Source organism: Chitinophaga sp., from assembly GCF_035564935.1.
Lineage (GTDB): Bacteria > Bacteroidota > Bacteroidia > Chitinophagales > Chitinophagaceae > Chitinophaga.
Genome location: NZ_DATMTE010000544.1, coordinates 1 through 13,973, shown reverse-complemented (window position 1 = coordinate 13,973; position 13,973 = coordinate 1). Strand labels below are relative to the sequence as shown.

Annotated in this window: 8 protein-coding genes and 1 pseudogene; 5 read left to right on the top strand and 4 right to left on the bottom strand. The window is 48.0% G+C overall.

Annotated features, from left to right (window positions below; all coding sequences use genetic code 11):
- The 3 genes and pseudogenes from VN105_RS14210 to VN105_RS14200 all read right to left on the bottom strand — a co-directional run.
- Window positions 1–277: pseudogene (locus VN105_RS14210) on the bottom strand (hypothetical protein); the annotation flags it as partial.
- Between the two features lie 119 nt (window positions 278–396).
- A complete protein-coding gene (locus tag VN105_RS14205) occupies window positions 397–1,728 on the bottom strand; it encodes an AarF/ABC1/UbiB kinase family protein (protein WP_325641973.1) in 1,332 nt (443 codons plus the stop codon).
- A gap of 5 nt (window positions 1,729–1,733) precedes the next feature.
- Window positions 1,734–2,360 (bottom strand): TetR family transcriptional regulator C-terminal domain-containing protein, encoded by a 627-nt coding sequence (locus VN105_RS14200; protein ID WP_325641971.1) that lies wholly within the window; start codon window positions 2,358–2,360, stop codon window positions 1,734–1,736.
- A gap of 598 nt (window positions 2,361–2,958) precedes the next feature.
- Here VN105_RS14200 and VN105_RS14195 point away from each other — a divergent pair.
- Both VN105_RS14195 and prfH read left to right on the top strand, forming a co-directional pair.
- Window positions 2,959–4,359, top strand: a complete 1,401-nt coding sequence (locus tag VN105_RS14195) for an RtcB family protein (protein WP_325641969.1) — start codon at window positions 2,959–2,961, stop codon at window positions 4,357–4,359.
- A gap of 5 nt (window positions 4,360–4,364) precedes the next feature.
- On the top strand, window positions 4,365–4,979 hold the full coding sequence (gene prfH, locus VN105_RS14190) for a peptide chain release factor H (RefSeq protein ID WP_325641967.1): 615 nt from the start codon (window positions 4,365–4,367) through the stop codon (window positions 4,977–4,979).
- 97 nt (window positions 4,980–5,076) lie between these two features.
- On the opposite strand, the gene VN105_RS14185 is transcribed toward prfH, so the two are convergent.
- Window positions 5,077–7,611 carry a hypothetical protein gene (locus VN105_RS14185; protein WP_325641966.1) on the bottom strand — a complete coding sequence of 845 codons (2,535 nt, stop codon included), beginning with the start codon at window positions 7,609–7,611 and terminating at the stop codon, window positions 5,077–5,079.
- Window positions 7,612–7,907: 296 nt separating this feature from the next.
- Here VN105_RS14185 and VN105_RS14180 point away from each other — a divergent pair, with 296 nt between their 5' ends.
- Genes VN105_RS14180 through VN105_RS14170 form a run of 3 tightly spaced genes read left to right on the top strand, consistent with a single transcriptional unit; the run spans window position 7,908 to window position 13,890 of the window.
- Window positions 7,908–11,111: a TonB-dependent receptor gene (locus VN105_RS14180; RefSeq protein ID WP_325641964.1), complete on the top strand. Its 3,204-nt coding sequence runs from the start codon at window positions 7,908–7,910 to the stop codon at window positions 11,109–11,111.
- 19 nt (window positions 11,112–11,130) lie between these two features.
- Complete coding sequence (locus VN105_RS14175; RefSeq protein WP_325641962.1) at window positions 11,131–12,936, top strand: RagB/SusD family nutrient uptake outer membrane protein; 1,806 nt, start codon at window positions 11,131–11,133, stop codon at window positions 12,934–12,936.
- A gap of 27 nt (window positions 12,937–12,963) precedes the next feature.
- The gene (locus VN105_RS14170) at window positions 12,964–13,890 is read left to right on the top strand and encodes an endonuclease/exonuclease/phosphatase family protein (protein ID WP_325641960.1); all 927 of its coding nucleotides are present in this window, start codon (window positions 12,964–12,966) and stop codon (window positions 13,888–13,890) included.
- The last annotated feature ends 83 nt before the right edge of the window (window positions 13,891–13,973 follow it).

Below are 13,973 nucleotides of genomic sequence, written 5' to 3'. Positions count from 1 at the left end.
AAATAAATATCCCCACGTTATAAAGGATATAGTCAAAATATTTCTTTTTATATATCAGCCTCGGAATCATTACCCAGGCATTCAGGTAAAAGAACACCACCAGCACGAGGTAGGAAAAATACACATACATGGCCCAGGCCTGCTTTTCATTCATGCGGTCCTGGTCGTACTTTTCATTGGTGGGATGTAACAAATAGGGAAGGGAGAAGAATATAAGCCATGCAAGGATATGCCTGGCTACTACTGCCCATTTTTGCTGGTACCATTCCTGTTTCATGGCGCAAAATTAGGTTAACCGGGTAATTATCCCGAAAGAGTTGCGACCAATTGCAGTAATTCTACGACTAACATCGGAAAAAACGGCGCTTTCCGGGGGGATTTGCCCGGGAAAACCTGTTAAGCAGTTTTTCCCGCAGCCATCAGCTCCTGTATCCTGGCGGGGCCGGTGTTTACATTTGCTTTCAGGTCGCTGAGAATGGAGTATAACCCAAAATAAGTACGGTTAATATAAAGACTATGCCTGGAGCCGCGTGCAACCTTTGAATCACGGATCTCTTTCATGTTATAAAGCTCATCCATGTAGGCATATATTTCATTAAAATAGGCCTCGTTGCCGAAATCGAAGGTATCCAGCGTGAAGGGAAGGGTAAGCAGGTCGATCATGTGCTGGAACAGGCCGGAAAAGAACTCCACTTCTTTTGGACTATCGCTGGGATGGATCATTTCCAGGTTGGTATAGATCTGGTGCCGGCGTTTTTCGTCTTTCAATACTTCCTTATCTACCAGCAGGAAGTAATTTTCATAAAAGTCCTCCGGTATTTCCTTTACACAGCCAAAATCGAAGATGGCTACCGTGCCGTCGGGGCGCATCAGGAAATTGCCTGGATGCGGGTCCGCATGTACCTGTTTCAGGCTATGCACCTGGAACTGGTAAAAGTCCCAGAGGGCCTGCCCGATTTTATCCCGCACCTCCTGCGAAGGGTTGGTTAACAGGAACTCTTTCAGATGCTGCCCGTCCAGCCAGTCCATGGTAATGATCCGGTCCGACGACATTTCCGGATAGTAGCCGGGAAATTTCAGGTTGGGAATATGCGCACATGCCCGGGACAGGTCCATGGACCGGCGCAGTTCCAGCTGGTAATCGGTTTCTTCCAGCAATTTACTTTCAATTTCATCAAAATATTTGTCCATATCCACTTCGTTCATGCCCACAATGCGGATAGCAAAGGGTTTCACGATACGGAGGTCGGATTTCACACTGTTGGCCACACCGGGATACTGGATCTTCACTGCCAGGGTTTTACCGTTTTTTACGGCTTTATGCACCTGCCCAATAGAGGCGGCGTTACAGGCCTGCAGGTCGAACTGGTCGTACAGCTGCGAGGGCGATTTCCCCAACGTCTTTACAAAAGTATTCACTACCAGCGGGCCGCTCAGCGGGGGAGCGCTGTATTGCGACATGGCAAACTTTTCGGTATAGGCCTTCGGAAGCATGCCTTTATCCATACTCAGCATCTGCGCCACTTTCAGGGCACTGCCTTTCAGGTTACTCAGCGTATCGTAAATATCCGCGGCATTGTCCTGGTGGAGCGCTTCCTTTGTGGTAGAAGGATCCATCAGTTTGCGCGTGTAGTGTTTGATATAATTGGTACCTACCTTCAATCCTGTCGTAACGAATCTGCCTGCCCTTTCCACTTTGGAAGTGGGAATATTGGATTGCTCTTTCATGATACTTATTTCCTCGTAAAAATAAATTTCCCGAAGTCCAGCAAACTATCCAGGGTATTGGATTTGATAAGCTGGAAGCTCAGGTTTACCGCTTTTTCAATGGCGGCGTCGGTCATTTCAAACTGGTTGCTGGTATCGTCCAGCCAGTATTTCAGCACAAACAGGGCCTGTAACCAGAAACCATGTACATACTGATCGGAGATATATTTTCTTTCCTTGATTTCGCTGGATTGATAACCTTCTTTTACGAGGTCGCTTACGTATTTGTTAAACGCCTGCCGGAAAGTTTCCAGCTTATTGCGATACAGATCCGGTAACCGGAAGTGTTTACGCTGTAACAGCAGGTAGCTGCGGTCTTCCTTCAGTTTCTGCACCCAGAGGAAATAAAAGGCCAGCAATTTTTCCTGTGCATTATATTGCTGATAAATTTCATCTGCATGCAGCTGATCCAATGTTTGTTGGAAGATAGCCAGCCAGATGTCTTTTTCTACTGCTTCCAGTGAACTGTATTGTTCATAGAATGCAGTTTCAGAAACGTCTACAATTTTGCAGAGCGCATAAACAGAAACGGGCGCCTTGCCGTTTTCCAACCAGTACACTTTATAGGCGTTGCGGATGAGCTGTTTGTCCATAAGAAAAAGTTTTATAATGTTGATGTAGCCCGTCCGGAGCGGGTTCCGGAGGTTAAATATGCGGGTACATACAAATTTACGTCAAGCGTAGTTATAAACCCTTTTTTATCGGTACGGGAAATGTTAAAATCTTTAACTGGAAAAAATAAAGTTGTTATGAAAAAAAAATAGAGAGGTATTTGTAAAATAGATATACCTTTGCAGCCAATTCCTTATCGCTCATCTTTTAAAATGCAAGGAATCATGACAGAACATACCCACATATCGCTCCTTTCGCTGCTTGCCTGATCTGGCAAACGATGCCGCTAATTTTAACATAAGCCGGGATAATACTTATATGCACTTTGTACCCATGGTATAGTCATATTTCGTATACACGCATACGTTAGTGCCGTTGTTTGCTTTATCTGCCACTCCCGGCGGAAAGGATGTTCCCGTCCGGAACAAAAATTTACACATAATTATATTCAATACCCAGGCTGACTAAAAGGCTGAAAGCAGGTTCGCGGTAACGCGACCTGCAGCATCTTCGTTTTTAGGATCAGTCCTGGCAGCGCTATGCCCGCAAGGGCCTTACGTTGTAAATATCTCACCTTTTATGGGCAGTATAAAAACAAAAGAACTTAGTAAAATAGGTTATACAAATGACCAGGCAAGAAGCCTTGTCATCAATATTATTTCAAAACATTTCAAACACACGGCCAGGGCGGATATCATGACCATGTTAACCGCCATCAAAACGGATCCGGCCAGCTACCGTTCACATGAGGTGCTCGGAAAAATAGCCGATACTTTTATGGACGAACCGGTAGCATGCAATTTTCAGTCGTACGGCCTGCTGGAAAAAACAGGACAGCTGAAAATATACGGCGGCAAAGAAATAGAACGCTCTGCCAAACAACAAATGGAAACGGCTATGTCTTTACCGGTTACCGTGCAAGGCGCGCTTATGCCGGATGCACATACCGGTTACGGTTTGCCTATAGGCGGGGTGCTGGCTGCCGACAATGCCGTGCTGCCATTTGCAGTAGGCGTGGATATCGGTTGCCGTATGGCGCTCACCATTTTTGATGAAGCGGAAAGTTTCCTGAAACGCTATTCCCACCAGGTAAAAGTGGCGTTGAAAGCGCATACTCACTTTGGTATGGAAGGAGGGCTGGAATTGCCACAGGAACATGAGGTGCTGGATAGCGCTGCGTTCCAGGCAACAGAACTGCTGCGGAAATTGCAGGCAAAAGCTGCACGGCAGCTTGGTTCTTCCGGCAGTGGCAATCACTTTGTGGAGTTTGGTATCATAGCATTGGAAGAAGACAATGCACTGCAGCTGCCGCCCAAAAAATACCTGGCCCTGTTGTCGCATTCCGGCAGCCGTGGCCTGGGAGCCAATATCGCGCAGCATTATACCCGCATTGCCATGGACACCTGCAAGCTGCCAAAATCGGCGCAGCAGCTGGCCTGGCTGGATCTCAACAGTGAAGCGGGGCAAGAGTACTGGCTGTCGATGAACCTGGCAGGCGATTATGCAAAGGCATGTCACGACCGTATACACATCAACCTGGCAAAAGCGTTGGGCTTGCAGCCGCTTGTCAAAGTGGAAAACCACCACAATTTTGCCTGGGAAGATACCCTGGCAAACGGGCAACAGGTGATCATTCACCGGAAAGGCGCTACCCCGGCTCATGCCGGCGAAATGGGCATTATTCCCGGCAGCATGTGCACTGCTGCATATCTGGTAATGGGCAAGGGTGTGGATAACGCCCTGTACTCCGCTTCACATGGTGCAGGCAGGGCTATGAGCCGCAAAAGGGCCAGGGAAAACATGACTGTGTCCGGGATGAAAAAAATGCTGGCCGCCGCAGGGGTAACCCTTATCGGCGGTAGCGTGGAAGAAAACCCGCTGGCTTACAAAGACATTGAAAATGTGATCAGCGCACAGCAGGAATTAGTAGCGGTACAAGGCCGGTTTATGCCCGCCATTGTAAGAATGAATAAAGATTAACAATTATGGAACAAATGATGGTACAGATCACCTCCGGCCGCGGCCCTGCAGAATGCAGCAGGGTAGTGGCAAAGGTGCAGGAAATAATGATAAGGGAAGGCCGGGCGGCAGGCATCGGCATACAGGTATTGGAGAATGTAAAAGGAGATCTTAAAGGTACCCTGCTCTCTGCCACCTTGCTGCTGAAAGGAAAAAATGCCGCTGCGTTTTGCGGATCATGGGAAGGTACCATACAGTGGATTGCGCAAAGCCCTTACCGTAAATTCCACAAACGTAAAAACTGGTTTGTGGGAGTGGCGGTTTTTGATATCAAAAAACAGGTGCAGTGGGATCCGAAAGACGTAACGCTGGAAACCTGCCGTGCAGCCGGTCCCGGAGGCCAGCATGTGAATAAAGTGGAAACGGCTGTTCGCGGTACCCATCGTCCCAGCGGCATACAGGTGCTGGCAATGGATAGCCGATCACAGTTACAGAACAGGCAACTATGCCTGGAACGGCTGGAAGCGAAATTCCTTGCCTGGCAAACCGGCGAACTGGTAAAACAGCAGCAGCAACGCTGGCAGGAGCATAATGAACTGGAAAGGGGCGATGCGGTAAAAGTGATCCGGGAGCGGTTGTAAAAGAAAAGTCGGCCGATTTTGCCGGAACACCTGATGAAGTAAAACTTCGTTATGCAATACGAAGCTGCATCAAATTGCTTTGATGCAGCTTCTTTTTTTAATACTGCTCTATCGCCTTCGTATACTCCATTTCAAACGTTTCCCCATAAATGCGTTCATATTCTGCAATAAAAGAACTGTATATCTTCTTTGCAGAGGCATGTTGACGCAAGGTTACCAACGCTTTGCATTTCAACATCACAGCTTCTTCGCAAAGCGAGTCAAAGTTGAGGATGCAATCGCAGATGTAGATCACCTGTTCCGGTTCTATAGTGTGGTTTTCCAGGTAATGGATCAGCAGCGGGATCACCTGTGCGGAAATATCTGCTTTGAATTTGTCCAGCCACGAATACTCCGTTTCCTGTAAAAATGCACCTCTTTTTACAATGTCCGCAATGCGGTGGATGTTGTTGCCATCGATGGAAATAACCGGCAACAGTTGAAGGTATTCTGCCAGGTCAACGCGAACCAGCGGATCATCAAAATGAAAGATCCATTTATCATTTTCTTTTACTAAAGTGAAGGCGCCGGTTTTATCGAGAATAGTTTTCAGTTTTACGAGATTTACGGAGCGGTTATTTTTCGCATCTTTCATGGATCTTCCGGGCCATAGTATTTCATTGATCTTTTCGGAAGAAATGCCTGCTTTACCCGGTAAGGAATGCAGGAACAGTAACAGGAACAGTTCTTTTAAAAGCGGGCTGAATAAGCGGGTGATGTCGTTGCCATCCTTATCCAGTACCGTAAAGTGACCGAATAAATAAACGGCAGATACCGGCTGTGTATGAAGGATGGAAGTAGCCGGTACAGGTGCTTCCGGTGTTTCCTCCTGTGGCTCGGGGGCAACTAGCCGTTGATCATCTCCTTTATTTATTTTTAACGCAGAAATACCGGCTGCCAACAGGAATAATGAAAAGCCAATGGCGATTGCCAGCAGTAATCTTACAACATAGGCAGGTATGCCCCGGTTCACCGGCGCTTTTGCAGCCAGCCCGTAAGGAGAAAAGGCCAGTGTGTATATTTTTACCTTTGTTATATTATTTTTTGGAGAGAAGAAAGTAACGGCTACCAGTTGATCATTCTGCGGGCAATAGAATAGATATGCGGCAGATTTGGTGTCATAGAAATTGTATGGCAGGCTGGCTCCCAGCTTGGTATATACCGGGCTTTTCAGCGAGCCGCGGATCAGCTGCAGGGATGAAGTCATCCGGTCGTTGGGGAACGTTAGCGCAAAATATTCCTGGTGCTCACTGTTCACGATCATATTGTTGGCCAGGGCAAATGCTTCTTCCGGCTCTTTCAGTTTATAGATACTTTTAAAGGTATTTCGCTTTACATCAAACAGCAGCAGGTCGTACAACGGGTGGGGGTTCAGCAGCTGATCACCGGTAATGCTGCCATAACCACCGAGAATGTAAACGGAATCTCCCGCGGTATTTGCCCCGGCGGCAGAAAGGTATCGCGGAGTGAAAAAGTCGCCGGTTATGTGCACGGTGTCCCAATGCCGGCTCAGGGGATCATACCGGTGTACTTCATTTTTGTAGCGGAAGTCGCCATATCCTCCCACCGAATAAATGGCGCTGTCGTACGGCGAAAAGAAAACGTTGGAATGCCAGTAATTCGTGATGGCGTTATGATCAATGGTTTGTGTCCACCGGTTGCCTGCAGAATCAAACAAGGCTGCCTGTTGCCTGTCGGGAAACAGGTTGCAGAGCTGATGCCGGGTAACATCATATACCGCGCGGATGCCCGCCGGTGTACCCTGCGGCTGCATCAGTGCAGCAGCAGTAAGCGTCCGGAAGCTACTGCTGTATTGATAAACGGAGTCTCTTCCGGTGATATATACATTTTCGGTAGCGGGATTTACGGCTACGCTGGCGTTGCTGTTAATAGAAAAAGAATCGGCCAGCTGCCATTGGCTGAATTGTGGTCGCAGCCAAACAGGATTTTTAATAGTAGCGGTTTGGCCGGTTAACCCGTCTTTTGCCACAGTGCCATTTACCTGGTCCAGTGGCCAGCGATGCCGCAATTCCTGTTCGTCGTAAATGGCGATGTCCTTGAGGCGCATTGGCGCTACATCAAAAGTTTTGAATGTTTTTCGGTAATTGGCCCCAAAGCAAATATTGAGCTGGCGTCCTGATATCGCAGGATGCCGGATCGTTTGTATTTCCTTCCCGTTTACGGTTACCAGTAATGTGTGTGTGGCGGTATTGATGTCCAGCCGGATATGATTCCATTGGTGATACAGTGTATCCCTGTCTATTCTGAACGAGATCCCCGAAAAATCATTGCCGGTAACTACATTAAATGCATAAGTGTGTACATTATATATAAGGTCGATATTTTGTTTCTTTTCATCTGTTATCCGGAAAATATATCCGAAATAAGAGGAATAAAAAGGCATGAACGACAAGTCAAACGACAGGGCATATTTATCTTTCACCACCAATGGCTTCTCGGGGAAAAGATCCAGGGAGGTACGTGATTCCTGCGGAATATTTTTACACGCAAACTGCAGTCCGTAAGCTTCCTGGGCTTTGCTGGTGATGGCAGTAGTCAGTAATATTAATAACAAGAGGGTAAATCTATACATAGGCTACCTCATAATTATGGTAGTAAGTGTTTTCCAATTGTTCTATGGGAAAGCGGGTTACCGGCTCTCAATAACGTGGCAAATTACTCGCTTAAAAGGTATTATATCCGATCTGAAAGTTAACTTTAGTTTAAGAAACTTTTCTAGTGTTAATTTAGTCGATTATAGACTTATTTCATAATTTATTTTAGATTAATCTGCCCGGTTAATCACCAGTTAACCCGCCTGTTAACCCCCGCTTCCTTATTTGCAGCAGACATTTTATTATTCCTGATCTACAAAATCACAGAATCGCCATGAAGAGATGGTTATGCATTCTACTGCTGCTAGGCTACGCATTCAGAAGCTCTGCGCAATCGCACCCGGTAAAGGGGAGGGTGGTCGATAACGCCGGTCAGCCCTTACTGGGGGTATCTATTAAATTATCCGGTACCACTACCGGTACTAATACAGATACCAAAGGTAACTTCAGTATCATGGCAGCCAGCGGCGACCGCCTGATATTCAGTTTTATCGGGTATAAGCCTGATACGCTCGCCATAGGTAATCAAACAAGTATCCAGGTTGTATTAAAAGATAATATATCCAACCTTAACGATGTAGTGGTGGTGGGATATGGCACCCAGAAAAAAGCAAACCTTACCGGAGCGGTAGCACAGGTATCCGGCAAGGTGCTGGAAAACCGGCCGCTGCCTAACCTCAGCCAGGGGTTGCAGGGTATGATCCCCAACCTCAACCTGGTACCCGGCGATGGTAAGCCGATCCAGTCGCCCGCCTATAACATCCGCGGTACAACATCCATCGGGCAGGGTGGAAGCGCCCTTATCCTCATTGACGGGGTGGAAGGCGATCCGGCTATGCTCAACCCCGCTGATGTGGCCAGTGTTACAGTACTGAAAGACGCTTCCTCCGCAGCGGTTTATGGGGCAAGAGCGGCATTTGGCGTAGTGCTCATCACCACAAAAACACCGGTAAAAGATAAACTGAGTGTAAGCTATTCGTCTAACTACTCTCTTAAAAAGCCTACCACCGTTCCTGATATGGTGACTAACGGTTACGAATATGCTAAAAATTTCAACGAAGCATGGACGGCCTGGAACGATTATTCACAAACACCGCAGAACATCAATAAAACGCAGCCTTTCTCCCCGGCTTACCTCGAGGCGCTGAAAGCGCATAACGATGATCCGTCGTTACCAAAAACTATTGTGAACGCAGCAGGTAACTACGAGTATTATGGCAATACCGACTGGTACGGCCTGCTTTATAAGGATCACACCACGGCTACCGATCAGAACCTCACTGTTTCCGGCAGCAGCGGTAAAGCCAGCTATTATCTCACCGGCCGGTACTATGGCCAGGACGGGCTGTTCCGCTTTAATACCGATGATTATAAAATGTATAACCTCCGCGCAAAAGGAAACATCCAGCTGTTCCCCTTCCTGCAGGTATATAACAATACGGAGTTTTCCAACAGGGATTATCACAACCCGCTTAACGTAGGCGAAGGGGGTGGTATCTGGCGCAATATGGCCGATGAAGCGCATCCTTCTTCCATGTTGCTCAACCCGGATGGCACCCTCACCGCTTCCGCAGCGTACACGGTAGGAGATATGTACTATGGCAAAAACGGGCTCGACTGGAACAAACAGATCTTCCGGAATACCACCGGCTTCATCGCGAATATTTATAAAGATAAATTCCGGTTGAAAGGCGACTTCACTTTCCAGAACACCGCCGATAACCAGAAACGTATACGCGTACCCGTGCCCTACAGCGCGGCGCCCGGTGTAACCGCTTATGTGGGAAATGCGTACAACGACCTGATGATGAGCAGTTACAATACCCTCTACCTGGCTTCTAACCTGTACGGGGAGTATGAAAACAGGTTTGGGGGAGATGTGCATTACTTTAAAGCCCTGCTTGGATTCAACTATGAGCAGTCAACTTACAAGGGATCTGCCACCACCCGTAACGGCCTGGTATATGCGGATGCAAAAGACCTCAGCCTGGCGCTTGGTACCAATGTGAATACGGCCGGTGGCTACGATCGCTGGGCTATTATGGGTGAATTTTTCCGGTTGAACTATGCGTATAAAGACCGCTACCTCGTGGAAGTGAACGGCCGCTACGATGGCTCCTCCAAGTTCCCTTCCAATCAGCGCTATGCCTTTTTCCCTTCTGTGTCTGCCGGCTGGCGCGTAACACAGGAACCTTTCTGGAAAGTATCGCCCAAAGTTATTTCGGACCTGAAAATAAGAGGCTCCTATGGCTCGCTGGGTAATGGTAACGTGGCCTCGTACGCTTACCAGGAAAAACTGGCCATTACACAATCATCCCGCGTGATTAACGGCGTGAAGAACCAGCAAACATCACAGCCCGTAGTGCTGCCGGACGGACTCACCTGGGAAACCTCCACCACGCGCGATGTCGGCCTGGACCTCTCCGCTATCAACGACCACCTCACCATTAGCGGCGACGCCTATACGAGGATCACCAAAAATATGTTCACCGTAGGGCAAACACTTCCCGCAGTATTTGGGACGGACGTGCCTAAAGGAAACTACGCCGACCTGAAAACAGTAGGATGGGAAGTAACTGTAGGCTGGAAAGACCAGTTCAATATAGCTTCCAAACCATTGCACTATGCAGTAAGCGTTTCCATGGCCGACTATAAAGCCACTATCACCAAGTATAACAACACCAATAATAAGCTCACGGATTATTACGTAGGTCAGCGCTTTGGCCAGATATGGGGTTATACCAACGATGGCTACTGGACAAAAGAGAACGTAGCCCAGGCCGCTGCCACACAGGCCCTCTTCAAAGCCTCTAACAGCGGGCAGTGGCTGCCCGGCGATATCCGCTTCAAAAACCTGGACAATGACCCCGCTATCAACAACGGTGCAAACACGCTCAGCCAGCATGGCGATCTCTCTATTATCGGCGATACACTGCCAAGGTATACTTATGGTATCAACCTGAGCGCCGACTGGAACAATTTCTTTATTGGCGCTTTCTTCCAGGGTGTGTTGCAACAGGACTGGTGGCCGGGATCTGAATCAGATGTATTCTGGGGACAATATAACCGCCCGTATAATTTTATGCCTAAATCACAACAGGGAAAGATCTGGTCGGAAGATAACCCGGATGCGTACTTCCCCCGCTACCGCGGATATGTGGCGCAAAACGGCGCAGGAGAACTGAACCCGCCGCAATCCAAATACCTGCAGAATGTAGCCTACATACGGCTTAAAAACCTGCAACTGGGCTATAACCTTCCCCATGCCCTGGTGGCCCGCGCACGGATGACATCTGCACGCGTGTATCTCTCTGCAGAAAACCTCTGGTCGTGGTCGCCGCTTTATAAAATAACCCGCGACCTTGATGTGGAAAGTATCCGCCGCTCTGATGCTGTAACTGACCAGAACAGTTCGGGTAACGGTAATAACTATCCCATCCTGAAAAGCTATACCATCGGGATCAACATCACACTCTGATAAATAAAAAGGAAAAGCTATGCAACAATATATAACTGCATTATTCGGCAAAAGAGCGGCATTGATACTGGCAGCAGGGTTGCTTATCACCGGTTGTGCAAAGAACCTGGATCAGACACCGCAATCCACCGCCACTAAAGACGCTGTATTTGGCAGTGCCGATGGACTGAAACTGTATGCTAACTCTTTTTACGACGTATTGCCCGGCATTAACGATATCTATAAAACAGATGGAATGGCCGACTACAGTGCCGTAAACTCCGTTCCGGATTTTTTAAGGGAAGGCGGATATACCTCCAGGACCGCCACCGGGTGGGACTGGAAGAATCTGCGCAACCTCAATTATTTCATTGCTAACTGTACTGATCAGCGGGTACCGGAAGCCATACGGAATAATTACCTCGGACTGGCGCGCTTCTTCAGGGCATATTTTTACTTTGATAAAGTAAAGCGTTTCGGTAATGTACCCTGGATCGGCAAACCCTTTGAAGTGGACGATCCCAACCTGTATGCCGGCCGTGATCCCCGTACAAAGATCATAGATTCCGTGATCGCTGACCTGGATTTTGCTGCAGCCAATATCACGCTCACCAGCGATCCTACCTGCAGCCAGATCACAAAAAATGTAGTGTATGGATTTAAGTCGCGCGTGTGCCTGTTTGAAGGCACCTTCCGCAGGTACCAGAAACAACTGGGCCTGGCTGGTGGCGCCGACAGCCTGTTGAAAGCCGCCGCAGCAGCCGCGAAAGTGGTAATTGACAGTAAGTCGTTCAGCTTAAACCAGGCAGGCGGCGCCTCCGCTTCCTACCGGCAGATATTTACCAGCACAGCACCGGTTGGCTCCGAAGTGATGCTGGCTAATATTGCCAATTCAAGTCTTGGTGTTTTCAACGATGCCAACTGGTGGTATACCAGCGCCACCTACGGCTCCCGGCTTAGCTTCACCCGCAAGTTCATAAATACCTACCTCAATATTGATGGTACGCCCTTCACCGCTAAACCCGGGTATGATACGCTGCCTTTTAACAAGGAAACACTTGGACGCGATAACCGCCTGCAGCAAACCATCCGCACACCGGGATATAAACGTACCAGCAATGGAGCGGTTGCTTCAGGAGCGCCGGTATTTTCGTATACCTATACAGGTTATATGCCTATCAAATGGAGCCTGGACGATACGTATTACGACAATGGCACTAACAACATTAACGCCATTTGCCTGATGCGGTATGCAGAGATCCTGCTGAACTATGCGGAAGCCCGCGCAGAAACAGGATTGCTTAACGACGACGACTGGAAAATGACCATTGGCGCTTTACGTGCACGTGCCGGTATTACCGGTGGTATTGACAATAAACCGGTGGTCATCGATAACTATTTAAAAAGCAATTATTTTAACGATATTACCGATCCTTCCCTGCTGGAGATCAGGCGGGAGAGAGGCATAGAGCTGGTGCTGGAAGGATTCCGCTTTAATGACCTGGTAAGATGGAGAGAAGCGCCGTTACTCACCGGTTCCTGGAACGGTATGTATGTGCGGGCACTGAATGAACTGATGGATCTTGACAACAACGGGACACCGGATGTTTGTTTTTATCAGACCATGCCTGCTAACCCGGTGAAAGGAGTTACCTATATCAACGTATCTCCGCAGCTGGGTAATACCGTAAATCCGCAGCAGCTCTCGCATGGCACTTATGGCGAACTGCACTGGCTTGACAATGTAAAGAAAGAATGGCTGGAACGTAAGTACCTGTATCCCATTCCTTATACAGACCTTCAGCTCAACCCCGCCCTGCTGCAAAATCCGGGTTGGGAAGAGTAGTATTGATAACCGTATAAATTATAACAGATGAAGAAAAGCGTAATGCTGGTAATGGCCTGTGTAGTCATTTTTTCCTGTGGTGTAAAAGCGCAGCAATTTAATGTAGCTACCTACAATATGCGCAACGATAACAACAAAGATGATTCCATTGCAGGCAATGGCTGGAAACAACGGTTCCCGGTAATCGCCTCCCTGATTGCGTTCCATGACTTTGATATTTTCGGTACCCAGGAATGTTTACACCACCAGCTGGAAGATGTGAAAGGCAGTCTTTCCGGTTACGATTATATTGGCGTGGGCCGTGACGACGGACAAACAAAAGGGGAATATTCCGCTATCTTTTATAAAACAACAAAATTTAAATTGCTGAAGAAAGGCGACTTCTGGATGTCGGCCATCACCGACAGGCCCAATAAAGGCTGGGATGCCGTGTTGCCCAGGATCTGCTCCTGGGGCGAGTTTAAGGAAATTAAAACAGGGTTCACCTTTTATTTCTTTAACCTCCATATGGATCATATTGGTGTAGTAGCGCGTGCGGAAAGCGCCAAACTGATACTGGCAAAAATTAAGGAGATGACCGGCAACAAGCCGGTGATCCTTACCGGCGATTTCAATGTGGATCAAACCAGTGAATCTTATGCCGTGCTCCATAACTCCGGTGTATTGGAAGACGCCTATGAAACTACTGCTATCCGCTATGCGCTGAACGGAACATTCAACAGCTTTAAACCCGACAGCAAAACAGACAGCCGGATCGATCATATTTTCCTGACCAAACAGTTTAAAGTGAGCCGCTATGGTATCCTTACCGATAGCTATCGCAGCAAACGCCCTGAAGGCGCTACACCTGAGGCTAACGCCAATTTCCCAAAAGAAGTGCGTATGTCGAAATATATTGCCAGGGAGCCGTCAGATCACTTTCCCGTAATGGCTACGGTAGAATACAGAAAATAGTTACTACTTTTTTATCAACACGGGCCCGCTGATGTGGGCCCGTGTTAGGAACAGGCATGCTATGCAGTCACCTTTTTGTTACC

What these genes read in the sequence shown, in the direction of transcription:
- VN105_RS14205 (WP_325641973.1), bottom strand. Translation starts at nt 1,728, where the DNA reads ATGAAAGAGCAATCCAATATTCCCACTTCCAAAGTGGAAAGGGCAGGC.
- VN105_RS14200 (WP_325641971.1), bottom strand. Translation starts at nt 2,360, where the DNA reads ATGGACAAACAGCTCATCCGCAACGCCTATAAAGTGTACTGGTTGGAA.
- VN105_RS14195 (WP_325641969.1), top strand. Translation starts at nt 2,959, where the DNA reads ATGGGCAGTATAAAAACAAAAGAACTTAGTAAAATAGGTTATACAAAT.
- prfH (WP_325641967.1), top strand. Translation starts at nt 4,365, where the DNA reads ATGGAACAAATGATGGTACAGATCACCTCCGGCCGCGGCCCTGCAGAA.
- VN105_RS14185 (WP_325641966.1), bottom strand. Translation starts at nt 7,611, where the DNA reads ATGTATAGATTTACCCTCTTGTTATTAATATTACTGACTACTGCCATC.
- VN105_RS14180 (WP_325641964.1), top strand. Translation starts at nt 7,908, where the DNA reads ATGAAGAGATGGTTATGCATTCTACTGCTGCTAGGCTACGCATTCAGA.
- VN105_RS14175 (WP_325641962.1), top strand. Translation starts at nt 11,131, where the DNA reads ATGCAACAATATATAACTGCATTATTCGGCAAAAGAGCGGCATTGATA.
- VN105_RS14170 (WP_325641960.1), top strand. Translation starts at nt 12,964, where the DNA reads ATGAAGAAAAGCGTAATGCTGGTAATGGCCTGTGTAGTCATTTTTTCC.